Below are 24,092 nucleotides of genomic sequence, written 5' to 3'. Positions count from 1 at the left end.
TGCTATGGATATGAAAATACCATAGCATTTTTTATTGTCGACCAGTACGAGGGTTAACCCATTACTTACTGGCCAATGAAGTGCTGGGTTTTAAGCCAGTTTAAATATTCAGGTACAGCTTGTTCAACCGTTTTAAACTCGCCTTGGTAACCTGCCGCTCTTAACTGGTTTAAGTCAGCTTGGGTATAACTTTGGTAAGCACCTTTAAGCTTGTCAGGGAAAGGAATGTACTCAATGTGTCCTTTTCCATGATACGCAATGACGGCATTGGCTACATCATTAAAGCTTTGTGCTTGGCCGGTACCGCAATTATAAATCCCTGACACAGATGGATTCTGCCATAACCACAAATTAACTTTTACCACATCTTCCACAAACACAAAATCGCGCAGTTGCTGACCATTATCATATCCATCAACACCCTCAAACAAGCGACATATGCCGTTGGCGTTAATTTGGTTGTTAAAGTGGAAGGCAACACTGGCCATACCGCCTTTATGTTGTTCACGGGGACCATAGACGTTGAAATAACGTAAACCAGCGACTTGGCTGGTCAGTTCTTGTTGTCTCACGTACTGATCAAACAAGAACTTAGAGTAAGCATAAACATTGAGTGGCTTTTCAAATTCACGCTGTTCAATAAATTTCTCGCTGCCGCCATAGACTGAGGCTGAAGATGCATAGATAAATTGACAGTCATTGGCTTGGCTATAATGCAACAACGTTTTTGAATACTCGTAGTTATTTGCCATCATAAACTTGCCATCCCACTCGGTGGTCGATGAGCAAGCACCTTGATGGAAAATGACCTCTATTTTATGATCAAAGTCGCCGGCTTTGATTTGCTGGATGAAGTCGTCTTTATCGAGATAGTCGGCGATTTCACAATCGGCCAAATTAAACATTTGCGTACCGTCAGTTAAGTCGTCTACCGCAATAATGTCATTACGCCCCATGGCATTAAGTTGTTTTACTAAATTACTACCAATAAACCCGGCTGCGCCTGTCACAACTATCATATTCGTATTTCCATTATTGTTGCTCGCGATGAGCTTAATTTAACACACTGCGACAATCTAAGATTGTTTGTTCAAAAAGTCGGCTATGTCATTCGATACCTGATCAAAGTTGATTAATGCCATATTACGACCGGTTCTTTTTCCTACTGGGGGCGTATAAGCAAATCGCTTGCTGGGTTCAGATAATGTTCCCCATCTAATATGGGGTGTTGAGCGTCTTCCTGCGTAAAATCCAACCGTGGGCACATTATGTAACCCCGCGATATGTAGCGGCCCTGTTGAGCCAGCAATAAACATATCTGCTGCGACCAATGACTCGGAAAAATCAATCAACCGATCAAGCGGTTTAGCTAACGATATGTTGATTGAAGTATTGGCCAGTAGAGCTTGAATTTCTTCTGCAAGCTCCCGTTCACTGCCATTGAATGTTAAAACGAAGTGGCATGCTGACGGGGTCATTCTATCAATATTTATGATCAACTTAACGAGCTTTTCTATCGGGACGCAACCAGAAGACCCGCCAGTACCGGGATGAATAAAAATCAGCTTTTCATTGGCTAATTTTTGGTAATATTCTTGCCAATATTGCTTACGAGCACTCATATCCCAAAATCTATTGGGCAGTGCAGGGATGGCATAACCGTGGTGAGTTAAGAAGTGCTCCACTAGCATGCACGCTCCTCGCCAGCAACCTTCACTGTTTAAGTATTCATTGCTTGCCCGATGCTGATATAAATACTGATACCAATTATGTTTGGGAACTAATTTATAAGGAATGTTGCTTTTGTTAAGGATTTTATAAATTCGAAATTCTGATAAAAGGACTATTACTGCATCGTAATGTTGCTGCGCAATGTGCTCTGCAATACTTGCATCATCTTGTGAGTCGATGAGGGTGTTATCTACATACGGACAGGCTTGTGCAAAAGACTTAACAACCGGCGCGACAAATACATCAATTGTTGCATCTGGCATCGCTTTCCTGAGTAGGTAAAGTGCTGGCCATGTCAGTACAAAATCACCAATTTTATCGTGCTTAATGACTAAGATTTTTTTCATGAGAATATCTAAAAAGTAAAAATTAACTCAATTCCATCGGATGATGGGGCTCATTATATTGTCAATACTAACGATTTACTCAACCATTATCATGACTGGAGTAAGGGTTTTGACAGAGTATATCAACTCAAGACGGTTTGTTGATAGTTTTGCATTAGTAATTGTCCCTAGGGTTAACTATTATCGTTTTGGCGTGCTATTTTTGGCTAATAAAGTTGTTGCTAGGAATTTTTTAACAACAAGCTAAAGCCCGATTATTAGTGATATACTCTCAAATCTCTCACTGTCATAATGGTGAAATGCACGTGAGTGAAAGGACGTAAAATAACTACTGACTTGATAAAGGTTTTTCTTCAATTTATTCAATGGATTAAATAAAATGTCACTAGGCAAAGTAACCTAACTGTAGCATCTACCATTTTATTCAGCAGTTTGTTGTTATTACTGAATATTTTAGGCTTAAATATCAGTAGTTCAACAAGATTAAAATTGTTTTTGGGTTAGTAATATTATGAAATTTAAAGTTTTTTTAATTAATTTAGATAGCAGTACTGAACGGTTTACGTTCATGGATGAACAGCTCAAACAGTTAGGTATCCAGTACCAGCGTATTTCTGCCGTATACGGTAAAGAGTTACGCGATGTCGATATTGCTAAAGTATACGATCCGCAAACAAACCTCCAAAAGTACGACAAAATGCTTAATTTGGGTGAGATTGGCTGTTATCTTAGCCATGTCCAATGCTGGCAAATGATTGTTGAACAGCAGTTAGATTACGCATTAATTCTTGAGGATGATTCTGTCTTAGATCCCGGATTAATGACGGTTATGCAGCATATTGATAATCTTTCTACTGACTGGGATTACATCAAACTGTGTCATGGGCGTAAACAGAAAGGCATTGTAAAATCGATAGCGCTTGATGATCGTTTTAGTCTGTCTACGTGCTTAAAGTTGCCGGCTTCTACTCGCGGTCAGTGTGTGTCATTGGCCGGAGCACAAAAATTATTGGCAACGACATACCCTATTGCTCGCCCAGTTGATATCGATATTCAGTATTGGTACGAAAAACACTTGCGTTGCTTTGTTGTCAGACCTTTCCCTGTGATCGGTACCGATTTCGAAAGTGATATCAGTCGCCACGGGAAACGCAATAACGCTGAGCGTCACCATTTGCTGCGTATTTGGCAAAAAGTGAAATACGAGCTGAAATTATCGAAGCATAAAAAACAATTGCCACCACTTCCCAGAACAAAAAGACAGTAATTTAGTCATGTGACATTTGCCAATACGTGAACGTGATGGTGATTTATCCTGGCGATGAAAGTAGATAAACTAGCGATTATAACGGTAAGGTAAAGGCGATATTATGCACAGAAGAGCGGTTTACCCAGGAACCTTTGACCCTGTAACCAATGGTCATGCCGATTTAATCGAACGTGCAGCACGCTTATTCAAGCACGTGATTATTGGTATAGCATCAAATCCTTCTAAGCAACCTCGTTTCTCTCTTCAAGAGCGTGTCGCCCAAGTTAATTTGGTGACAGCACATTTAGACAATGTTGAGGTTGTCGGTTTTACGGGGTTGTTGGTTGATTTTGCCAAAGAACAGCGAGCGAGTGTGTTAATTCGTGGACTGCGTGCAGTATCCGATTTTGAATATGAGTTTCAGTTAGCAAACATGAATCGTCGTTTAAGCCCTGATCTTGAAAGTGTATTTTTGACACCCGCGGAAGAAAATTCATTTATTTCTTCTACGCTAGTGAAAGAAGTGGCATTACACGGCGGCGATGTGAGTCAATTTGTTCATCCACAGATCGCCGCTGCATTAAAGCAAAAAGTAGCGCAAAATCAAGCTGATAATAAGGGCGATGTAATATTATGATACAAGGATTTAGTCGGTTAACTAATGTGGTCGCTGCAATAGGGTTAAGCGCTATGATGACCTATAGCAGTGCTCAAGCGGCACCATGGGTCGATACCTCTGACATCTATTTACGTGCAGATATTCAAGCTTTAGCGGATGCTGGAGTGATTAGTGCGCCAATTAATACGTTTCCATTGATGTGGTCTGGTATAGGGGCTGATCTAGCTCAAGCTGAACCGGCGTTATTAACGCCTGATTTGGTGGATGCATTTGCTCGGGTTAATTTTTACTACCAAAATGCCGTTGGCAATCGTGGTAACACCAGTATAAAAGTGGCCGCGGCAACAGATGCGGCGCGTTTTCAGCATTTTGGCTCTGATTATCGTGAAAAGGGCCAGTTACAAGGCTCACATGAATACACTGGTGAGCGATTTTCGTATAAAATTTCAGCATCTGCTAATTATAACCCTGCAGACGACGAAGAAATCCGTTTAGATGATTCTTATATTGCGGTGGTGCTAGGTAATTGGATTGTGACTGCCGGCAGTGTTGGCCAGTGGTGGGGACCTGGATTTGACTCCTCACTTCATAAATCAAACAATGCCCGGCCAATGCCGTCTTTAATGGTCAGTCGTAATAATTCACAAGCATTTGAAACACCTTGGCTGTCATGGATAGGCGATTGGAGCTTAACCGGTGGCGTGAGTGTGACCGAAGAAGATCGTTATGCTCCGCATACCCTATTATGGAATCTTCGTGGTGCCATTAAGCCATTTAAGCAGTTAGAAATTGGTTTATCTTGGACCACACAGTTTTGTGGTGAAGGTCAAGAATGTAGCTTTAATACCGCCATTAAATCAATTACTGGTCAGCGAGACTGTCGAGCAGATAATGTTGATGAAGTAGGCTGTTCAAACTATGGCAATCAGATGGCGGGCTTCGATGTTAGATATGCTGATACATGGTTTAATGTGCCTGTGGGCTTGTATCTAGAACGCACCTGTGAAGATTCAAAAGGCGATCCATGGCAAATTGTTGACTGCGGCAAAATGGTCGGTGCGGACACGCGCTTTAATATTGCCAAACAACAATATAAATTATTTGTCGAGTACACCGATACCATGGTGTATTGCGGTGAAGATAAAGACCAGTTTAACTGTTTTTATGAACACTCCACTTATCAAAGTGGCTCGCGATATTATGGCCGCGCTTTTGGCAGTACCTATGACAGTGATGCCAATGTTTATGCATTAGGGTTAATTGGTCAGTTCGATAATAGCCATGGTTTTACCTCGATACTCCGTTATGCTCAACTGAATAAAGATGGTGCTAATCGCGGTGGTGTGTGGGCGCCGCAACCCTTAAAAGAAGATATCATGATGCTGGAGCTATCATATCGTTTGCCGATGTTTAATGGCATGTTGACCTTAGGTGGTAGTGTGGCTAATTCTGAATTTGACGTCCAAGACGATGATACTCAAGGCACAGCTTTTTCGACTTACGAATATAAATTTTAAGCGTTATTGTTGATTAGCCGAGTTGAGGTTGATGATATAAGGGAGCCAATGGCTCCCTTTTTTATTTGCTAATCAAAATGGTATTACTTATGGGACTATCGTTGCTGGCACAGACCGCAAAATACCGTAGTACGTTGGCCCAATTTTATCTCAGTTAATAAATTGCCACAGGCGGTACAGGTTTCTCTACCGCGACCATAAACATGTAGCTTTTGGGCAAAATAACCTGGCTTGCCATCGGCATTGGTAAAATCTTTTAAGGTTGTCCCACCTTGCTCAATAGCGTGAGCCAAAATTTGCTTTACTTCATTTACTAGGATCGTTAACCGTTCTAAATCAATACTGCCAGCGGCTGCCTGTGGGTGTATTCCTGCCGCAAAGAGCGCTTCGTTAGCATAAATATTACCCACACCCACCACGATGTGGTTATCCATTAAGCACAGTTTGATCGCTTTTTTCTTAGCGCTTAATGCCGCTTGCAATTGTGTTGGCGTAAAGTGCTGACTCAGTGGTTCTGGGCCGAGTTTTGATAGCAGTGGGTGAGCTTCTTCGGGCAATTCGTACCATAACCATGCACCAAAGCGGCGGGGGTCATTAAAGCGCAACATGCGGCCGTTTTCGAGTACTAAATCAATATGGTCATGTTTTTCGACTGGGGTATTGCGTGGCAAAATACGTAAACTGCCTGACATGCCTAAATGCACTATGGTCATGCCTGCATCGGTATCAATTAATAAGTATTTGGCGCGGCGGCGAACATTATTAATGCGTTGGCCAACAATGTTTTGCGCAACGGCAGGTACAGGCCAACGTAGCGAGGCATTACGCACAATCAATTCACTCACCGTTTGTTCGATAAGGTATGGACTGATCCCTTGTCGGGTCACTTCAACTTCTGGTAATTCGGGCATAATGACTCATTATTTTGATTGAGAAGGAATCGCGAGAATAGGTTGTAACTCGACGCGCAAACTCGGTGGCACTTGATACCAATTCTGTTTGGATGATTGCAACAAGCCTTCATTTGGAAAGTAGCGCCATAGCTGTGCCGTTTGCATATTATCGATAGCAATAGATAATTTTTGCTCTTTAAGGCTATGTTCCGGCGGATCCGTTAATGGAGAGACACTAATATTTTGCCACGACTGTGCCCATTGCTGACAATTGAGCACCTGCGAATGACACTGCCACAGGCCGTCTTGTTGGCTTAACCAAATACCATCAAGTTGTAATTGTTTTAGGTGGAGCTGGGGATCAAATAAAGGCACTGTATCATTGGGAACATTGGCGGTTTTGTCATTGATAAAAGACAACACCGCAATCATAAATATGCTGGCCCCCATGATGATGTAGTTCCAACTTTTACGAGATAGCGCCATACATTACCCTTACTCGATTCATTTTGTTTGTCTCAAAGCGACATGGTGCATGTTTGATGGTTAACCTCAGGTCGGGATATAAACAGTTATTTGTCCCGCTAACATTGTTGCATTGACTTGCAACAGGCTAGCTGTTGACGGATCAATGGGCCTTATTAACAAAAAAAGTCACCAGTTTGATATGAAATAGACCAAATATTATGATTTTGGCTTACTTATCCCATCTCTTAACCTGAGTTGAGGTTAGTTATAATTTGAGTGTATCACTCGCTAAGTAAAAAACAATCGGCTCATCAGTCACTTGGTGTGAATTGAAGCGGCGATTTACGCGTAGGCATTAACCTCTCGGACATAGTACGAAAGAGGTTAAGGTTTTAGCTTAAAATGATGATATTTTTTGGTTTAGCTTGCCCTTACCAGCCTCGCGGTAGCCGTAGTGATGAATACAACGACTATCGCGGTGAGCGTTATCATTTACAGTAAATCAGCAAATGGCTGAATAAACACCGATTCACCCGCAGGTATGGTGGCGGTGTCATCGTCAATGACAATAAGGCAATTGGCACTGACCATTGAACTGAGCATTCCTGAGCCTTGTGCGCCAGTGGTACTGACATGGATTTTGCCATCTGACCCAATAGTATAAATACCGCGTAAAAACTCAGTGCGGCCAGTTTTACTTCGTAATGGATGCTGCGCTATCGCTGGAATAAATTGTGGCTGCCAGTGAGACTCACCTGCCAATTTACGGATAGCAGGTTGCACAAACTGTAAAAAGGCCACCATAACGGCAACGGGATTACCCGGTAAGCCGAAAAACAAGCTTCGATCAATGTTCCCTACTGCGAGTGGGCGGCCTGGACGCATATTAATTCGCCAAAATTGGGTGTTGCCAACATTGGCGAGTGCCGTTTTAATGTAATCGGCATTGCCCACTGACACGCCTCCAGAGCTAATCACCACATCGGCTTGTTCCGCTGCACTGCGCAACGTGGCGGTGAGTATTTGTTCATTATCTTCAATAATACCTAAATCGATAACCTGACAACCGAGCTTTTTAGCCATCGATATTATCGTGTAGCGATTTGAGTCATAGATACAGTTTGGTTTGAGTGCTTGTCCTGGTTGGCTGACTTCATCACCGGTTGAGAATACCGCGACAACCGGACGTTGAAACAGTGGTAATTGGTTAAAGCCAAGCGAGGCCAGTAAACCTAGTTCTGCCGCACTTAAACGTGAGCCTGCCGCTAACGCAACGTCACCTTTAGCGATATCTTCTCCGGCTAAACGAACATGTTGACCTTTTACCACCTGTTCAGATTCAAGGATGGTGATAATACTATCGTGTTCCGAGACCAATTCACGTGCCTGAATCGTATCCGCTCCTTGAGGAACGGTCGCGCCAGTCATAATGCGCACCGCTTCACCGGGGCGCAATATATCAGGGTAATGATGACCCGCGAGCACTTCACCGACAACCTTAAGCGTTGCTGATGTTGCTAGATCGTTCAATGCGAACGCATAACCATCCATTGCTGAATTTGTTTGTTGCGGCACATTCACGCTAGAGATAATGTCATGCGCCAATACTCTATTGTCGATATCAATCAGGTTAAGCGACTCGATGCGTTCAAGCGGCGTGATTTGTGCTAATACTTCAGCAATACCTTGGGATACCGTAAGGCCACTTTGCGCATCAGATGCTGCAGTTTGCAGTGTTTCAGTGAAATCGATTGGTAATTTTACCGCGGTAGGTTGCCATGCCTGTTGGTAATGTTGTACAAAGTCAGCAATTTGCGCAACATTGTTTAAGTCTAAGCGAGTTAAAGAATCATCCACTGTCGTATCATCACAGCACGCGATAGCAACGATATTGTCATCATGAATATGAATCAAAGGTTTATGGTGTGCCGCGCGGTGCAATTCTATTTTAGGCAACGCCAGTTTTTTAAACCCTTCTACCAAGACAATATCGACTTTATCCGCATCAATTTGGCTGAGTAAATGTTGCAATTGTGGATCGTCATCGACAAGATCTTCAGTCATTAACGCCCAGCGCACATGAGAAGCCACTAATACTTGCCTTGCCCCAGCTTTACGCATCTCGAAACTGTCTTTACCGGGAATATCGACATCAAAATTATGGTGTGCATGCTTGATAACCGCTAAACGTATACCGCGTTGATTCAATAACGGAATAAGTTGTTTCAGTAAGGTGGTTTTGCCGGTGCCACTGTATGCACAGAAGCCTAAAACGGGGATCGGCAATGGATTGGTAAATAGTGCTGTCATGAAGTACCTCTACTGAATTACTTGGCAATTTGCTTTGCTAACTGGTGTTTTTGTTCTGGTGTATTGATGTTAACGAATGCATTGGGTTGGTCGGCAAAACTTTCTACTGCCACTTTATGTTGGTTGTACCATAAATCAATTTTGCGCTCTCCCGCATCCAAGAAAGCCTGCATTGATGTCACTAGATGAGGTTTTAATAGTAATACTACGGGTTGTTCATACTCTCCATCACTGGCCACAGCAAGGTCAGCCTGCTGTTGCTCTAAAGCCGTCAACAACCTTGCGGCTAAGTCAGTCGGCAACATAGGACAGTCACAAGGGACAACAAGAAGATAATCGGCTTGAGTCTTTTTTAAGGCGGTGACCATTCCGGCTAGAGGCCCTAAATAACCACTGTCTTGGTCGCTAAAGACGGTGTAGCCCCATTGCTCATATTGAGCTTGGTTTCTATTTGCGTTAATCAGAATTTGGTTAACTTGAGTCGTTAGCTTATCAATAGTATGACAAATCATGGCTTGGCCATTGAGATCCACTAAGCCTTTGTCATTGCCTCCCATACGTCTAGCCATGCCGCCGGCTAAAATCACCGCATCAATTTGAGGTGCCATAATGTAATTCCGTAGTGTGGGTATCATGTAAATCGTCTGATTGGGGTACATGAATACTGGTATGAATAGTGCGTTGTTTTATATGCCAATGTTGTTGGCACAACGCGGTCAGGCCACAGGTTTGATGACTGCTGATTATCAGTCCCGTACCGTCTTGTTTTAATTGATTAATCATTGCGAGGACCAAACGCTGTGAGTGCTTGTCCATATTTGAAATAGGTTCATCAAGCATTAATAGTTTAGGTTGTGCTATCCAAGCTCTTGCAATAGCAAGACGTTGACGCTCTCCACCCGATAGATCACTCGCATCATGATCGAGTAAATCGGTTAATTGAGCCATATGAATGGCTTGTTGGATGCGCTTTTTTCGTTGTTCCGGTGCTAAAGCCCGCTGATCTAAGGCGTAGGTTAAGTTGTATCTTACTGAGCCTTCAAAGAGATAAGGATGTTGATGCAAATAGACCGCTTTACCCAGCATTGATGCCGATCTCCACCATGCTTGAGGAGCAAATCCTTGGCTAGTTATCTGGCCTTGACTTGGTTTAATTAACCCCGCGAGGAGCTTCATTAAGGTTGATTTACCGGAACCATTATCACCTTGCAGATAGATGACATCCCCCTGACTAAAATGCAAATTGTCTGCGCTAAACAATAACTGCTGATTAAATGTTATCAGTAGATTTGTCGCATGAATACTGACCAATGGTGTGTCTGAATGATGAGATAATGTCATCTTAGTGACTCCTTGGGAGGGCCTTGCCTCGCAATGAACCTAAAATGAAGTTTAGCACTAAGGCTAATATTAATAACACCAATCCTAGCGCGATAGCTTGGGCAAAATCACCTTTGCTTGTTTCAAGCGCAATTGCGGTGGGAATATTACGAGTAACATTCATAATATTGCCACCCACCATCATCGAGCAACCCACTTCGGTCAAAATGCGGCTAAACGCAGCAATAATGGCTAACAATAGCGGTCCTCGCAGTTCTCGACACAAGGTCCAAATCGCACGTAACCATGAAGCACCTAATGTGCGAGAGGTTTCCCAAGCTCTACGATCCACACTTGCAAAAGCGGCCTGGGACAATGCGATTAATACCGGAGCACAAATGAGCATTTGGCCTAAAATCATCCCTTTTTGAGTAAATAGCCACTTTAAATCACCCAAAACACCATTACGAGTCAACAATAAATACACGAGCAAACCGATGACCACAGTAGGAATCGACTGCAATGTTTGCACCAGGTTTGTCACGATCCAACGGCCTCTAAAATGGCTAAATGCAAGGATAAAGCCTAGCATCATCGACGGAATAATGGTGATCAACAATGCGGCAAAAGACACCGAAAATGAGATGTTAATAATTGCCCACACATGAGGGTCAAAAGAGAGCAGCAAGCTAAATGCTTGCTGCAATAGGACTAACCAGCCGTCACTCATTTTTTATAAGTTGCCTTAAACAATTGCTCTCCTTGGACTTTATAATTATTAATCAATGTTTGCGTAGCAGGACTGATAAACCAATCGCTTAATGCTCTTGCACCTTTATGATTTAAATCTGGGTATTTTGCTGGATTGATCAACATGATTTGGTAAGGGTTAGCCAATTCTGCGCCGCCTTCAAAGCTAATATTAAGATCGAGTTTAGCTTTATAAGCAATATACGTACCGCGATCTGCTAACGTATAAGCTTGTAATTCATTGGCCATTAATAAGGTTTTACCCATACCTTGGCCAACAGAAGTATAGCCGTTAAATTCAGGTTTAACGCCCGCATTTTTCCAAATGATTAATTCTTTCATGTTAGTGCCAGAGTTATCACCACGGGATACAAATGTACTTGGCTTATGAGCGATTTTGCTGAATGCTTCAGTCACGTTTTTGCTCGACTTTATTGCAGCAGGATCATCTAGCGGTCCTAATACAACGAAATCATTTTCCATGATCCCGCGAGGCTCAATACCGTAACCGTCAGCGACAAATTTTGCTTCGGCCGCAGGGGCATGAGTCATCACTACATCAACATCTCCCTGAGTTGCCAGCTTCAACGCTTTACCCGTACCCGTTGCAATCACCTGCACACTGTAGCCCGATTCAGCTTCAAATTTAGGTAACAAGGCGCCGAGTAATCCTGAGTTTTCAGTACTGGTCGTGGTCGCTAATTTGATCACGTCATTTGCGAGTGCCGTAGGACTGAACATTGCTCCGCTGAGTACTGATGCCGCTAACAGAATACTAGCGCTTGCTTTGAGTTTTAACATTGCCGCTCCTTGATATATTAATAGTCGTGATGTCCATCGTGAATCAATGTACAAAATATTAAGCCATTTTGCTTAATTACCAATGCAATAAGCAAGTTAGATGCCAAGCAGTGTTAATGCAAATAGAGTTCACGCATAAAACTGAAACTGTGAACTTGCTCCCAAGCTTTAATTATTTATGATAGACAAATTGTCCCATGATCACTTTTCTATGGTTCATAGTGACCAAGTCATTTGCATTCAGTGCTACAGTATTGGCAAAGCGCGTCAAAATGTCCAAATAAGAGTCCATTTATGAGTCCCGATGAGCATATGTCCCCAGTAAGCAAGACCACAATGTCAGTACTTATCGTTGATGATGAGCCTGGTATGCGTAGTTTTTTGATGAAAGCCTTGTCAAAGAAGTTTGCGCTGGTTGAAACCGCCTCCACAATAGCCCAAGCAGAAGAGCTACGCAGTCACGGCCATTTCGATTTACTGATTGTTGATATTCGATTGCCCGATCGCTCTGGTATTGAATGGCATGAAGCTCTCAATGATCCCGAGCGCCAATCAGATATTATTTTTATGACCGGTTACGCCGATATGGATGTGGCAATCAAAGCATTACGTGCTGGTGCATCTGACTTTATTATGAAGCCTTTTCACTTAGAGCAAATGATAACCGCCGTCGATCGTTGTATAGAAAAACGCTTGCTTAAGCGCGAAAATTTTATGTTAAGGCGCGAATTGTCGCACGGACAATCATCCACCATTATTGGCAACAGTGAAGCCATTCGCGATGTCAAAGAAGTTATTGAACGTATTGCTCCGACTAACGCCGTAGTATTAATTGAAGGCGAATCTGGCACAGGCAAAGAGCTGGTGGCCAGACAATTGCATCAACTTAGTGGCCGAAGTGGTGCATTTGTCCCGGTAAACTGTGGTGCAATAGCCCCTGAATTATTGGCCAGTGAACTGTTCGGTCATACTGCGGGAGCGTTTACCGGGGCCAAAGGCAATCGTGAAGGGTTATTTAGCTATGCCTCAGGTGGCACGATATTCTTGGATGAAATAGGCGAAATGCCGATGAATATGCAAACTGCCTTACTGAGGGTGCTTGAACAGCGAGCCATCCGTCCTGTGGGAAGTGAAAAAGAAATCGATATTAATGTACGCGTCATTGCCGCCACTAACCGCTTATTGATCGATGAAGTTGAAGCTGGCCGTTTCAGACGTGATCTATTTTATCGCTTGAATGTATTAAATATGGTTATTCCTTCTTTGCGATCAAGGCCAGAAGATGTCGTTGAGCTTACTCACTTTTTTACCCTACAATTATCACAAGAATTAGGGATTAAAGATGTCATATGGAGCCATGAAGATCTACAAGTACTCCAGCAACATGATTGGCCTGGTAACATTCGTGAACTGCGTAATATGATTGAGCGTTGTATTTTATTAGGAAAACCACCTGCTGAATATTGGAAAAAACCTGTGTCCGTTGTGGTTAATGATGCTATGGGTTACCCGCTAAATTGGCCGTTAAAAGAAGTTGAAAAACAACATGTCACCAAAGTGGTTGATAGCCATAATGGTAATAAGTCTGCCGCGGCGCGGGATTTAGGTGTGTCTCGAAAAACCTTAGATCGAAAATTTAAAGATTGGTTTAGTCACGAAAACGAAGGTCTTGAGGAAGAATAAACGTGGTGCATTCTACTGGTATTTTTACACGAGTTTTCGGTCTTAGTTGGCAGCAAATGCAAGCTAAAGTACGTTATCGGATCTTGTTTTTGACATCACTGCCTATTTTATTAACCTTGGTTAGTTTGGTGTTTATTACGATTTATTGGAATGTAATATATACAGGCAAGCAATTGTTCATGAAAGTGAACGCTGACTTGGTTGTGGCCAATAGTACCTTAATGCAAATGCAGGAAAGGCAACAAGAACAATTAGATTCGATAAGTGAATCATGGGATTTTCAACATGCATTTAGGTTACTAAAACACAGTGAGCAACAACCTAATCCCAATGCAATTAGTGCATTAAATATGCTATTAGCACAGCAACAGCAAACATTAGGATTAGATTTCTTACGCTTAATTAGTGTTGCAGATGCCGCCGCCGACCCAGACTTACGTTTGATGTTACACCAAACCGAACAGAAGGTGTTGTCGGGTTTGATGGTCTTGCCTGCCAAACGTCTCCAAAGAATTAATTCAAGTTTAGCAACGCAGGCTCAAATTACGCTGATCCCGACCTCGCATGCCAAGCAACCTAAAAAAAGTATTGAAACACGCGGCTTATTAAGCCGAACCTTATTACCCATAGCTGACCAGTCTGGAAATGTATTTTGGTATTTGGACGGCGGTATGCTGTTTAATCATAATACTATTATCGTCGATCATATCCGTGATTTAGTCTACGCCAAAGGGACCTTACCCGAACGCTCAATTGGTACCGTAACCCTTTTTTTAGATAATATTCGCATTAGCACCAATGTGCCAATGGAGCTGTTTCCGAAAGAAAATCAAAAACCCAATAGAGCGCTAGGAACACTCGTTTCTGATGAGGTATATCAACAAGTATTGATTGAAGGGCAAACGTGGATAAATCGAGCCTTTGTATTTAATGATTGGTATATCTCGGGTTACCTACCTTTACGAGATGTTCGCGGCCAAAGGATTGGGATGGTTTATGCTGGATTTTCTGAATCGCCATTTTTACATAATTATTTACTCAATATTATTGAATTAGGTACCATTTTAGTTCTGGTGTTATTGATCTCAGGTTTTTTAGTGTACCGAGGCGCGAATAGCTTATTGCAACCGATTGAACATATTCATCAAGTTGTTACTGCCGTTCAGTCAGGGCGAAATGTCAGAATTGGTAAATTAGACATAAATGGCGAGAATGAGCTGGCTCATTTAGCGGAGCAATTTGACAGCATGCTTGATCAGTTGCAGCGGCGTAATGCCCAAATTCAAGCTGCTGCAGAGCAACTTGAGATTAAAGTGGAACAGCGTACCCGCAGTTTGCAAGATAAAACCGAGGAACTTGAACGTAATGTCGCATTATTGCATGCGACCAGACAACAACTCGTCACTAACGAAAAACTCACCGCATTAGGAGAACTGATTGCCGGTATTGCCCACGAAATCAACAATCCTACTGCGGTTATCTTGGGCAACATGGAGTTATTAAAAGCTGAGCTTGGTGACAATGCGACTGTGGTAGAAGAAGAAATCGAGTTGGTGATCCAACAAGTGGGTCGGATCACTACGATTATCCGAAGCCTGTTGCAATACAGTCGTCCTGGTGAGTTCAATGCACCTATTACGTTACAACCGGTGACGCAAATAGTTGAAGAAATGCTGTTATTAGCACGCCATTCTATTGAGCAACAAGAAGTGACGCTTATCAAGGAATTCACCGCGACGGGATCGGTTGAAGTCAATCGACCTCAACTATTACAAGTTCTCATTAACTTAATGGTTAATGCTGCTCATGCTATTGAAAATAAAGGCCGGATTTGGCTACGAACATACGACTGGTTGGAAGAGGGCAAACCTATAGGCGTAAAAATTGAAGTGGAAGATGAAGGGATAGGTATTACTAAAGAAGATTTGAGTCGTATCTTTGATCCATTTTATACCACGCGTAAAGATGGTACCGGTTTAGGTCTTTCTCTGAGTTATGGCATTATTAAACGGCTTGGTGGTACGATCGAAGTCAATTCGACGGTAGGAAAAGGGACTATATTTACCATTGGGCTTTATCATAATGCTAAAGATTATCAACAGCTTGGGCCATATGAAGGCTTGCATTTTGGTGATGGATTCAATAGCTAACCTAAAATCAGCCAAAAAAAAGCCGGGTGATTAACCCGGCCACAAAGAGTGTGTGAGCAATGTCGTGCTTGCGAACTCTGAAAACCAATTAAAGGTGATGAAGTCTTTAATGATTAACCGAGTTTTGGAACGCGCATTAATAGTAATCATTCTCATTTGTATTTGCAAGTGCTTATCATGATTAATCTACTCTTTATATTCAATAAACGAAAAAGTTCTCTTTAGCCTATGATTATTAGGGTAATTATTTTATATATCACTTTCATATTGGTAGATATTTAGATGTGCGCTATAGAATGAGAGTCTTTCACGCGGTTATTATGGCCTTAAAGGTTGTTCTCGCTTCAAAGAGAATGTGGACTTTTGTGGTTTACTCTTATCATTAACCTAACTAGCACTAGCTCATTCCTGAGGTGTAGGGCGAATATGAGTGTCAATCGGCTTCAGATAACCTAAGGTATTCTTTGACGGGGAGTCCAGATAACAATCGGCGTCATTGCATCTGTCGCAAGTGTGGTAAACGTTGAATGAGTAAAGCACACCGCCGGCCCAGCTATTGAAGCCGACAGTTGCTTGTACTCATCTCGCCATCATTAAAGAGTCATGATGATTATTTGGATACTTGGATAACAACATTGTCATTATTGGTGGCTGCATTAAGTAAAATCTTGTCTTGCAGTACTTTTAATAACACGCCATATGCCGGTAAAAACAAACCTAGGCTCACTATAAGCTTAAAGACGTAGTCGACAGTGGCAATTTCTGGCCAATGAGTTGCCATAAAGGGATCATTCGAGGCATAAAACGCTATGCTAAAGAACACTAAGGTATCCACTAAATTACCGATTAGCGTCGATGCCGCTGGTGCGACCCACCACGCTTTGGCTTGACGTAATTTAGCAAATACTGTGATGTCCATTAACTGGCCAATTAAGTAAGCCACAAAGCTGGCAAAAGCGATACGAAACACGAAATTATTCCATTCTGCTAAAGCCGAAAATGATTGTAATTGGCCTTGATGAAACAATACTCCCACTAAATACGACACCACGAGTGCCGGTATCATGGCTTTGACGATAATGCCTCTTGCGGCTCGCTGACCAAAAATTCTAACGGTTAAGTCGGTTGCTAAGTATACAAATGGAAAGCTAAACGCACCCCAAGTGGTGTGGTAGCTAAATAGCTGAAATGGCAGTTGAACGAGGTAGTTACTTGCGCAAATAATTAAGATGTGAAAACTGACTAATAACATCAGTGCTCGGCGATATTTCGCCTGGGTTAACGTCAACATATTGTGGCCTTTTTAATTGGGTTAGCGCGGGGTGAGGGAACCCGCTATTAATTTGGTTAACAGTCTTGGCCTGTGCTAACGAGGCTATTTAGCCACCGTTAAACAGATAAGCTAATGTCTGTTATAGAGAATATTATTATTTTAGTTTATTGGCAGTGCTGGCGTTAAATTCACCTGTTAGTCCACCCTTTTCAAGGCAATACATAAGTGTTAGCAGCCACGGGGGCAGGATAATAGCATGGGCTTTGCACAAGCGAAAGATATCGTCGAGGTTAAGTCACCTCAACTCGAGATCATAAGCGCTTACCAACAAGCTCTTTGTTCTGCTAACGATGTGGAATTGACTTGCAACAGACCGGCTAATGACGCAGCTATTAATACCGCTATTAACACTGCTATTAACACCGCTATTAACTGGTGAAGGCGCCTTATTAGCAAAACACATGTCAAATGTGACTTAAAGAGGTGACATATTTTAATGTTAGCTTACTTATCTCATCTATAAACCCAAGTTGCGGTTAATGAGATAAGCATCAGTAAGCTGAGGGATATTAAAAGTCGATCAAAATAGACAGTACAGTGGCTAATTTATTTTCCAGTTCTTGCCATTCCGCCTCAGGATCTGAGCCGGCGACTATGCCTGCTCCGGCAAATAAATTGATCCTTCTAGGCTCGATGAGTGCACTTCTAATCGCAACTGAAAATTCTGATTCATGGTGATTTAAATAGCCACAAGCCCCAGCATACCAGCCTCTAGCATAACCTTCTCTTTGACGAATAAAGTTCAATGCGGCATTGCGTGGTAAGCCGCCGACAGCAGGAGTGGGATGTAACGCGCGCAGTAATTCAAAATCGTTTACCCCAGGCCTTAGCTGTGCCCTGATCGAGCGATGTAAATGTTGAATATGATCCAGTTTAAAAATTTTAGGCTTCTCGTCGGCACCTATATACTGACTTAATGGGGTGAGCGCATCAACGATGTGCTTTCTAACAAGCTGATTTTCATGACTGTTTTTAGAGTCATCTAATAATGCTTGTGCCAGAGAATTATCTTCTTCAGGATTGAGTCCCCGTACCGTGGTACCCGCAAGCGCTTCGGTAAACAATTCTTGTTGGCGACGTAAATACAAGCGTTCTGGTGAACAGGAAATAAACGCGCGCTCAGGGCTAAATTGGAATCCAAATTGAAAACTGTTGGGATTGCGACCTTGCCAGCAAGCCAGTACTGTCCAAGGATCGATATCGTCGTTCACATCAATTTGGGTATGACGAGAGAGTACCACTTTAGGCGTTGAGCGATTAAAATTAGCCTGAGTGACTTGCTCTACTAACTCTTTCCAGCGTTCAAAATTGGGTAAATCACTGCGACCCATTAAGCTCATTTTATTGGGTGGAGATAAAGGCTGTGGTTTTTGTACTCGTTCAATGGCATCGATAGCCGCTTGAATTTCTTGGTCGGGATCAACGCCATCAAAGTTTAGGTTAACGAGGATCTTGAGAGTACGACTATTTCGGCGCAACTCAATACGCGGTAAAATAAAGTGTGCGCGACCAAATTCTGGCCAGCATTCTACTGTGCGGTCAAAAGCCAGGCCGCCATAATAACGAATGTCTTGTTGGCTGGTTTTATTACGCTGTTGTTGATAAATTTTTGCCAGGTCATTATCGTCAACTTGGTCTTTAAAAAAGAAACTTTTACATGATCCAATAGCGGCGATATCTTCGTCTCTATCTCTGCCATGCCAATATATTTTGGGGTATTGGTTTTGTGCTGCTAACCAAGACAATAAAGGCAATGCAGGGGCTTCTACCGAAAGTTGAATTATGGATTCGCGAGCAGGCACTTTACTAAGCTGTTTCAGCTTAGTGATCAGTTCACTGAATTGTGATGAAAAGAAGTGGCCCAAAAAGAAATACCTCACGTATAACAGCAACAGACTATACGGTAATAAAGTGATGAAATAGTGTCAATTAGCAAGGTTAAATCGTGTGATCTTAATTGCTAATATAATATCAATAACCGCCGATAATGACATATTAGTGGCTTATTCCGTTGATAAGATACTCTGGCTTTACTTTATGTAGCGCTTATCTCTTTAGATATATCCTCGCTGACATAAGTGCCCTTTTTATTATTATGTCTATAAAACAATCATCTATTCATTGAGTGATGTGTAAAGGTTTGATAATAAATTATGTGACGAAATGATAATAGTGGCACAAAATGAATAGGCGAATGCAGTAAAATAGTTCAAAATACTAACAGTAGTCAGGTGATCAAGATGCCGTCTTTTTAGTTTTCCCTCCCGGAGTAATTTGCACAATGAATGATTCTGTTGAATCAAGCAATGTCATCAAAATCCCTATCGATAAACTTGCTTTAGGCATGTTTGTTTCGGCGATAGATCATCAGTATAGCAAAGTAGCTATTAGTAACCCCGGACAAATCAAACATCGTGATGCAATTTTAAAACTGAAAAAAAATAGTATTGCGTTTGTGTGGGTGGATATTGAGCGATCATCTGATACCTGCGGGTTAAAAAAATCCAATCGATCGAGTTCAGCTATTCGTCCATTGATGCGTAAAGCGACGGCAACTCGAGATGGTCAGCAAGCGCAGGCTAAAAAGCTACTTGCTGAAGCAAAAGGATTAATTAAAAAGGTGATGTCTGAAACCTTCGGTGGTAAAGCCATCGAAGTGGGTGAATTTGAAGCTGTCGCCGATAAAATGATTGAGTCGGTTATGGGGGATGCAGATGCCTTTAAATGTATTTCTGCTTTGCGCACCAAAGATGCTTATTTATTTGAACATTCTATTAATGTGGCCTTTTTACTGGTGACCTTCGGCAAACACCTTAACCTTGATCGTGAACTGCTCAAGCAAATGGCGGTGGGCGGTATTTTACATGATATTGGCAAAATTAAAGTCGATAACGAAATATTGCACAAGCCTGGTAAGTTAACCCCGGAAGAATTTGAGCACATTAAATTGCATCAATTCTATGCAATTGAAATCATGAATGAAACAAAAGGACTATCACAGGTCAGCAAAGATGTGTGCTTAATGCACCATGAAAAACTCGATGGTCGTGGCTATCCTAATGGTCTTAAGGACGAGCAACTTCCTCAACATGGACGCATGAGTTGTATTGTTGATATTTTTGATGCGTTAACTGCGACTCGCTGTTACAAAGAGGCCATGAGCCCAGCGGCGGCATTTAAAATTATGATCAGCCTGACGCCATTTCATCTTGATCAAAAGCTCGTATATGAGTTTATTCGTTGCGTGGGTATTTATCCTGTTGGTTCATTAGTTCAGTTATCGGATCACCGTATTGGAATTGTATGGGACTCAAAGGGACGTGATGCGTTGCATCCTATCGTGAAGTGTTTTTATTCAATTAAGTATAAGCGCTATACCGACGTGACCATGGTTGACCTATTTAAATCGGAATTACATATTGAGCGAGGTGTATCGCCAAGTATGCTCGATGTTGATCCTAGCCCATTTTACTAATCAATATAAGCCTCACTCAGTTTAAGGGATGGGGTAAATAGGTAAAAGTCAGCATACTCCAACTATGTTATATCAAACGGTGTTAGACACGATTAATGATCGATAATCTGTTGATACATTGGTGCTAACTTAGCAAGTAACCCATGACGTGTGGCTAAAGGGATATGCTGTTGTTTGAGTGCTTCAATTAAAATTCTTCCGAGCTTGCATAGCCATTAATGACTGCCCAAGGAACTATTCACCCCAGCACTACCTTCAATGGTTGTCGCGCCGCCAGTAGCGATTATTTTGCTCGTGTCAGCTTAAGCAGAAGTGGCTATGAGGCTTAATAGCACCGATAACACAATGCATATTAATTGGTACATTAGCGCAGCGTATCCTTACTGGGATGGTGAATATTGGATTGATTAAACTGTTGGAACCACACAATAAAATCATCTGCTTTTAGCGGCTTAGAATACACATAACCTTGAATTATATCGCAATTAAGTTCGCGCAGAATATTGATCCCTTCTACAGATTCAACGCCTTCAGCTACGACGGATAAATTAAGTCCCTTAATCAGTCTAATGCTGGTGTCGACAATCATTAAGTCCGTTGCATCAGTATGAATATCTTTGATAAAACTGCGATCGATTTTTACTTCATTAACGGGGAGTAACTTTAAGTAGGCTAATGAAGAGTGTCCAGTGCCAAAGTCGTCGATGGCAATCGCCAAACCGATATTTCTAAATTGCTGTAGAACGGCAATCACCGTTTGTGCATCTTTCATCACAGCGCCTTCAGTTATCTCTATCGACAGGGCGGTAATGGGTAAGTTATTGCTTATAAGTAACTGTTCAATGTCTAGTGGTAGCTGAGGATTAGTGAGATCGTGGGCTGATAAATTAATCGCCACCGTGAGTGAAATACCTTGTTGCTGCCATAGGGCTAGCTGTTTAATGGTGGTCGTTAGCACCCAGTCGCTGATCATCGAGATATTACCTGAATTTTCGGCTAAGCGAATGAACTCATCAGGCGGGATAAATCCCAATTCAGGGTGATGCCAGCGGATCAGGGTTTCCGCACTATGGCAATGATTGGTCTGAATATCCACTTTAGGTTGAAAAACCAAATGCAGTTGTCCTTGGGTTAATGCAATCGGTAAATCACGGATGATCATTAACTCACGCAGATAGCGTTCATCCTCACCTTGTTGATATGTTGCAATGCCTAGTGATTCAACTCGAGCTTGGTTTAATGCAATTTCGGCATGGCGAATTAAAGTATCAATATCATTACTGTCATAGTCACTGGATAAATCAACAATCCCTACCCGCACATTGACACTTATTTTTGACCCCTGAATCGCAAACGGGTTGGTTAATTGACGTAAATAGTTATCAAGCTTTTCAAGAGGAATACTCGGTTGGAATAGCAACAAAAAAGAGTCGCCATCTAAGCGCGATATTAACTGAGCGTTAGGGGATAAGCTTTCTAAGCGACTGGCAAACAACACCAGCAGATCGTCGGCATTAGCGAACCCAATGATGTTGTTTAAGTGACGAAAGTTTTTAATGTCTATCATGACTAAACTGCCATGCATTTTACTGAGCAGTAGGCTGAGTTGTTGTTTAGCGGCCACGCGATTATATAAACCGGTGAGATTATCGTGCTGTGATTGATAAACTAAATCGTTTTCGCGCGACTCAATATTTTTACGCATTATCGATAAGGTGTTGGCTAACACTTGTAATTCAGCCGGGGCAACTTCAATGGGCCGGGGATCCTCGCCTTGACCGACTTTTCTGGCAAAATTAACTAACGCATAAATAGGTTTAGTTAACCCTCCAGCAAACCAAGCTGCAATCATAAACGCCAATAAACAGGTTATCGCAAACACGATTAGCATGTTATTACGCAGGGCATCGTAATTTTGCTGCCACTTAGCATTTGACAGATGTAACAGCGCTAATTGATGACCGCTATTGTTATCTAACGCAATGGTGGTGGATAGGTAGCCTGATAATATGTCATCACTGACCTCATCAACCGTTTTTGCAAGCTGGCTAATACGCGTTAAAACATCTTGTTGCTGAGCTTCAGGTAGGGTCGAGACGATGTTAATTCTGCCGGCTGACTGGTTGATAAAACTGCTATCAATTCCAGTAATGGCTTTGGCTTGGTCAGCGAGGTTTTTATCCATCGAAAAACCCATGCCAACCCAAGCGATTAATGTCGGCGCTTTGACTGGCTGCAATACAAATTGGTAGCTGCTGTGGTCATAATTAACAATGTCGAAAGTCGTTGAGCGGTTTTTGGTTAATGCAAATAGCTCATCGACATTAAATTTAGTCAGACCTTGCAAGCTTGATGACAGTAATTTTCCCTGCGGCGATAGCAAAATAGCTGCGTCGGCATTAATGCGTCTGCCATGGTTAGATAAAACGGAAGATATTGTGTCTTGCTCACCAGTGGCTACCGCGCGTTTAAAATCAAAATCAGCACTGAGCAGTGACAAACTTTGGTTAAGCTGCTCGCTCCGGTTAGACAGCATATCAACAAAAACATTTGATCCAATCTTAAGATTTTGAGTTTGTTGCTGACGATAATCACGTTGAGTTGCACTTAACACAAACACTGCAGTGGTTAACTGCGTTAGGGTTAAAATAAACAGGAAGGCAATAATTAGTCGGTTGCGAAAACTAGTTGGCATGTTGTCCCGTGGTATCGCTTGGATAATGGTCAGTAACAAAGCCGCTAGGTGGCGACGATGGTTTATCTTGGTGGTCAATATTGATGCGAATTGTTAATTTATGGTCACCATCATTAAGGGTGAGTGAAGTCGGTTGCTGAATGTTAACTTGCCAAGGATGCCAGATATTGACTTGATATTCACCGGTAGGTAAATCAGTTAACTGCATTTGACCCGCTTCATTACTTACCGAGAAATAAGCACTTTTTGAGACGTAAATAAATGCCTGCATATCGTCATGGATATTACAGCCGATGGCAACTAATCCCGCGTTATTAAAGACGATAGGATCCTCGGTAGCGCCAGCAGACAATTTTAGTTCAAATTGTTTAGCGTCAGAAAATGAGTAAACATGGTGCCGAGTGCGATCTAAATTAGCAAAATCAACTTTTGCTCCTTGTGGCACAGCCAAGACAAAAGGGGAGAATATTCTATTTTGTTGACGCATTTCATAATGTGCTAAGGTCGATACTCTTGCTTCAGGAGGCGTGGTGGGGATCAGCTCTATCACGCTATCGCTGAGCCTATTGCCTTGAGTATCGTTAACATTGACCGTTAAGGTCGCCGCAGTGAGGGGGGCTGAAAAAACATAACTTAACCAGAGCAAACATGTCGTAAATTGGATCATTTGCATGTATTTGTCTCATTATTAAGAGTGTCGTAATGGTTAATAACATGACCAATACGGCATCATAACCTACAAAGATCGCAA

19 protein-coding genes are annotated in these 24,092 nt (G+C 42.1%); 6 read left to right on the top strand and 13 right to left on the bottom strand.

The annotated features are described in order from the left end of the window. Positions 1–65 precede the first annotated feature (65 nt). Positions 66–1,019 (bottom strand): ADP-glyceromanno-heptose 6-epimerase, encoded by a 954-nt coding sequence (rfaD, locus tag AAEZ02_RS00585; protein WP_124012843.1) that lies wholly within the window; start codon positions 1,017–1,019, stop codon positions 66–68. 57 nt (positions 1,020–1,076) lie between these two features. Further along, on the bottom strand, positions 1,077–2,078 hold the full coding sequence (locus AAEZ02_RS00580) for a glycosyltransferase family 9 protein (RefSeq protein ID WP_124012842.1): 1,002 nt from the start codon (positions 2,076–2,078) through the stop codon (positions 1,077–1,079). Between the two features lie 511 nt (positions 2,079–2,589). Between AAEZ02_RS00580 and AAEZ02_RS00575 the strand changes: the two genes are divergently transcribed. The 3 genes from AAEZ02_RS00575 to AAEZ02_RS00565 all read left to right on the top strand — a co-directional run bounded on the left by AAEZ02_RS00575 (position 2,590) and on the right by AAEZ02_RS00565 (position 5,463). Next, positions 2,590–3,345, top strand: a complete 756-nt coding sequence (locus tag AAEZ02_RS00575; protein WP_101033341.1) for a glycosyltransferase family 25 protein — start codon at positions 2,590–2,592, stop codon at positions 3,343–3,345. 103 nt (positions 3,346–3,448) lie between these two features. Beyond that, a complete protein-coding gene (gene coaD, locus AAEZ02_RS00570) occupies positions 3,449–3,964 on the top strand; it encodes a pantetheine-phosphate adenylyltransferase (RefSeq protein ID WP_101033340.1) in 516 nt (171 codons plus the stop codon). Continuing rightward, positions 3,961–5,463 carry a capsule assembly Wzi family protein gene (locus AAEZ02_RS00565; RefSeq protein ID WP_101033339.1) on the top strand — a complete coding sequence of 501 codons (1,503 nt, stop codon included), beginning with the start codon at positions 3,961–3,963 and terminating at the stop codon, positions 5,461–5,463. Before coaD ends, AAEZ02_RS00565 begins: the two co-directional genes overlap by 4 nt. Before the next feature lie 95 nt (positions 5,464–5,558). On the opposite strand, the gene mutM is transcribed toward AAEZ02_RS00565, so the two are convergent. From mutM to AAEZ02_RS00530, 7 genes are all read right to left on the bottom strand, one after another. Then, on the bottom strand, positions 5,559–6,374 hold the full coding sequence (gene mutM, locus AAEZ02_RS00560; protein ID WP_101033338.1) for a bifunctional DNA-formamidopyrimidine glycosylase/DNA-(apurinic or apyrimidinic site) lyase: 816 nt from the start codon (positions 6,372–6,374) through the stop codon (positions 5,559–5,561). A 9-nt stretch (positions 6,375–6,383) separates the two neighbouring features. Next, entirely contained in the window at positions 6,384–6,842 is a 459-nt protein-coding gene (locus tag AAEZ02_RS00555) for a hypothetical protein (RefSeq protein ID WP_124012841.1), read from the bottom strand. A 474-nt stretch (positions 6,843–7,316) separates the two neighbouring features. After that, on the bottom strand, positions 7,317–9,134 hold the full coding sequence (locus tag AAEZ02_RS00550; RefSeq protein WP_124012840.1) for a bifunctional molybdopterin-guanine dinucleotide biosynthesis adaptor protein MobB/molybdopterin molybdotransferase MoeA: 1,818 nt from the start codon (positions 9,132–9,134) through the stop codon (positions 7,317–7,319). 17 nt (positions 9,135–9,151) lie between these two features. Beyond that, positions 9,152–9,742 (bottom strand): molybdenum cofactor guanylyltransferase MobA, encoded by a 591-nt coding sequence (gene mobA, locus AAEZ02_RS00545; protein WP_101033334.1) that lies wholly within the window; start codon positions 9,740–9,742, stop codon positions 9,152–9,154. After that, on the bottom strand, positions 9,726–10,475 hold the full coding sequence (locus tag AAEZ02_RS00540; RefSeq protein ID WP_101033333.1) for an energy-coupling factor ABC transporter ATP-binding protein: 750 nt from the start codon (positions 10,473–10,475) through the stop codon (positions 9,726–9,728). The genes mobA and AAEZ02_RS00540 overlap by 17 nt, the downstream gene beginning before the upstream one ends. Before the next feature lies 1 nt (position 10,476). Next, positions 10,477–11,184, bottom strand: coding sequence for an ABC transporter permease (locus tag AAEZ02_RS00535; protein ID WP_101033332.1), 708 nt, complete (start codon positions 11,182–11,184; stop codon positions 10,477–10,479). Next, the gene (locus AAEZ02_RS00530; RefSeq protein WP_233768645.1) at positions 11,181–11,945 is read right to left on the bottom strand and encodes an ABC transporter substrate-binding protein; all 765 of its coding nucleotides are present in this window, start codon (positions 11,943–11,945) and stop codon (positions 11,181–11,183) included. Before AAEZ02_RS00530 ends, AAEZ02_RS00535 begins: the two co-directional genes overlap by 4 nt. A 354-nt stretch (positions 11,946–12,299) precedes the next feature. Here AAEZ02_RS00530 and AAEZ02_RS00525 point away from each other — a divergent pair, with 354 nt between their 5' ends. Further along, positions 12,300–13,688 carry a sigma-54-dependent transcriptional regulator gene (locus AAEZ02_RS00525; protein WP_124012838.1) on the top strand — a complete coding sequence of 463 codons (1,389 nt, stop codon included), beginning with the start codon at positions 12,300–12,302 and terminating at the stop codon, positions 13,686–13,688. Between the two features lie 56 nt (positions 13,689–13,744). Then, positions 13,745–15,838 carry a sensor histidine kinase gene (locus tag AAEZ02_RS00520; RefSeq protein WP_124013010.1) on the top strand — a complete coding sequence of 698 codons (2,094 nt, stop codon included), beginning with the start codon at positions 13,745–13,747 and terminating at the stop codon, positions 15,836–15,838. Positions 15,839–16,448: 610 nt separating this feature from the next. On the opposite strand, the gene AAEZ02_RS00515 is transcribed toward AAEZ02_RS00520, so the two are convergent. Both AAEZ02_RS00515 and AAEZ02_RS00510 read right to left on the bottom strand, forming a co-directional pair. Continuing rightward, on the bottom strand, positions 16,449–17,129 hold the full coding sequence (locus AAEZ02_RS00515; protein WP_101033329.1) for a 7-cyano-7-deazaguanine/7-aminomethyl-7-deazaguanine transporter: 681 nt from the start codon (positions 17,127–17,129) through the stop codon (positions 16,449–16,451). Positions 17,130–17,680: 551 nt separating this feature from the next. After that, the gene (locus tag AAEZ02_RS00510) at positions 17,681–19,036 is read right to left on the bottom strand and encodes an isochorismate synthase (protein WP_164839418.1); all 1,356 of its coding nucleotides are present in this window, start codon (positions 19,034–19,036) and stop codon (positions 17,681–17,683) included. Positions 19,037–19,452: 416 nt separating this feature from the next. Here AAEZ02_RS00510 and AAEZ02_RS00505 point away from each other — a divergent pair, with 416 nt between their 5' ends. Beyond that, positions 19,453–20,646 carry a cyclic di-GMP phosphodiesterase gene (locus AAEZ02_RS00505; RefSeq protein WP_124012836.1) on the top strand — a complete coding sequence of 398 codons (1,194 nt, stop codon included), beginning with the start codon at positions 19,453–19,455 and terminating at the stop codon, positions 20,644–20,646. 364 nt (positions 20,647–21,010) lie between these two features. Here the strand turns inward: AAEZ02_RS00505 and AAEZ02_RS00500 are convergent, their stop codons facing one another. Continuing rightward, positions 21,011–23,341 (bottom strand): putative bifunctional diguanylate cyclase/phosphodiesterase, encoded by a 2,331-nt coding sequence (locus tag AAEZ02_RS00500; RefSeq protein WP_124012835.1) that lies wholly within the window; start codon positions 23,339–23,341, stop codon positions 21,011–21,013. Next, a complete protein-coding gene (locus AAEZ02_RS00495) occupies positions 23,331–24,014 on the bottom strand; it encodes a cupredoxin domain-containing protein (RefSeq protein WP_124012834.1) in 684 nt (227 codons plus the stop codon). Before AAEZ02_RS00495 ends, AAEZ02_RS00500 begins: the two co-directional genes overlap by 11 nt. Between the last annotated feature and the right edge of the window lie 78 nt (positions 24,015–24,092).

It is taken from the genome of Shewanella sp. T24-MNA-CIBAN-0130 (genome assembly GCF_040310185.1).
GTDB classification, from domain to species: Bacteria; Pseudomonadota; Gammaproteobacteria; order Enterobacterales; family Shewanellaceae; genus Shewanella; species Shewanella psychromarinicola.
This window is presented reverse-complemented; position numbering and strand designations above follow the sequence as displayed.

Coding starts and splice junctions, on each gene's coding strand:
- mutM (WP_101033338.1), bottom strand. CDS start 6,374: ATGCCCGAATTACCAGAAGTTGAAGTGACCCGACAAGGGATCAGTCCA.
- AAEZ02_RS00580 (WP_124012842.1), bottom strand. CDS start 2,078: ATGAAAAAAATCTTAGTCATTAAGCACGATAAAATTGGTGATTTTGTA.
- rfaD (WP_124012843.1), bottom strand. CDS start 1,019: ATGATAGTTGTGACAGGCGCAGCCGGGTTTATTGGTAGTAATTTAGTA.
- AAEZ02_RS00535 (WP_101033332.1), bottom strand. CDS start 11,184: ATGAGTGACGGCTGGTTAGTCCTATTGCAGCAAGCATTTAGCTTGCTG.
- AAEZ02_RS00550 (WP_124012840.1), bottom strand. CDS start 9,134: ATGACAGCACTATTTACCAATCCATTGCCGATCCCCGTTTTAGGCTTC.
- AAEZ02_RS00495 (WP_124012834.1), bottom strand. CDS start 24,014: ATGCAAATGATCCAATTTACGACATGTTTGCTCTGGTTAAGTTATGTT.
- AAEZ02_RS00530 (WP_233768645.1), bottom strand. CDS start 11,945: ATGTTCAGTCCTACGGCACTCGCAAATGACGTGATCAAATTAGCGACC.
- coaD (WP_101033340.1), top strand. CDS start 3,449: ATGCACAGAAGAGCGGTTTACCCAGGAACCTTTGACCCTGTAACCAAT.
- mobA (WP_101033334.1), bottom strand. CDS start 9,742: ATGGCACCTCAAATTGATGCGGTGATTTTAGCCGGCGGCATGGCTAGA.
- AAEZ02_RS00565 (WP_101033339.1), top strand. CDS start 3,961: ATGATACAAGGATTTAGTCGGTTAACTAATGTGGTCGCTGCAATAGGG.
- AAEZ02_RS00505 (WP_124012836.1), top strand. CDS start 19,453: ATGAATGATTCTGTTGAATCAAGCAATGTCATCAAAATCCCTATCGAT.
- AAEZ02_RS00540 (WP_101033333.1), bottom strand. CDS start 10,475: ATGACATTATCTCATCATTCAGACACACCATTGGTCAGTATTCATGCG.
- AAEZ02_RS00555 (WP_124012841.1), bottom strand. CDS start 6,842: ATGGCGCTATCTCGTAAAAGTTGGAACTACATCATCATGGGGGCCAGC.
- AAEZ02_RS00520 (WP_124013010.1), top strand. CDS start 13,745: ATGCAAGCTAAAGTACGTTATCGGATCTTGTTTTTGACATCACTGCCT.
- AAEZ02_RS00525 (WP_124012838.1), top strand. CDS start 12,300: ATGAGTCCCGATGAGCATATGTCCCCAGTAAGCAAGACCACAATGTCA.
- AAEZ02_RS00500 (WP_124012835.1), bottom strand. CDS start 23,341: ATGCCAACTAGTTTTCGCAACCGACTAATTATTGCCTTCCTGTTTATT.
- AAEZ02_RS00515 (WP_101033329.1), bottom strand. CDS start 17,129: ATGTTGACGTTAACCCAGGCGAAATATCGCCGAGCACTGATGTTATTA.
- AAEZ02_RS00575 (WP_101033341.1), top strand. CDS start 2,590: ATGAAATTTAAAGTTTTTTTAATTAATTTAGATAGCAGTACTGAACGG.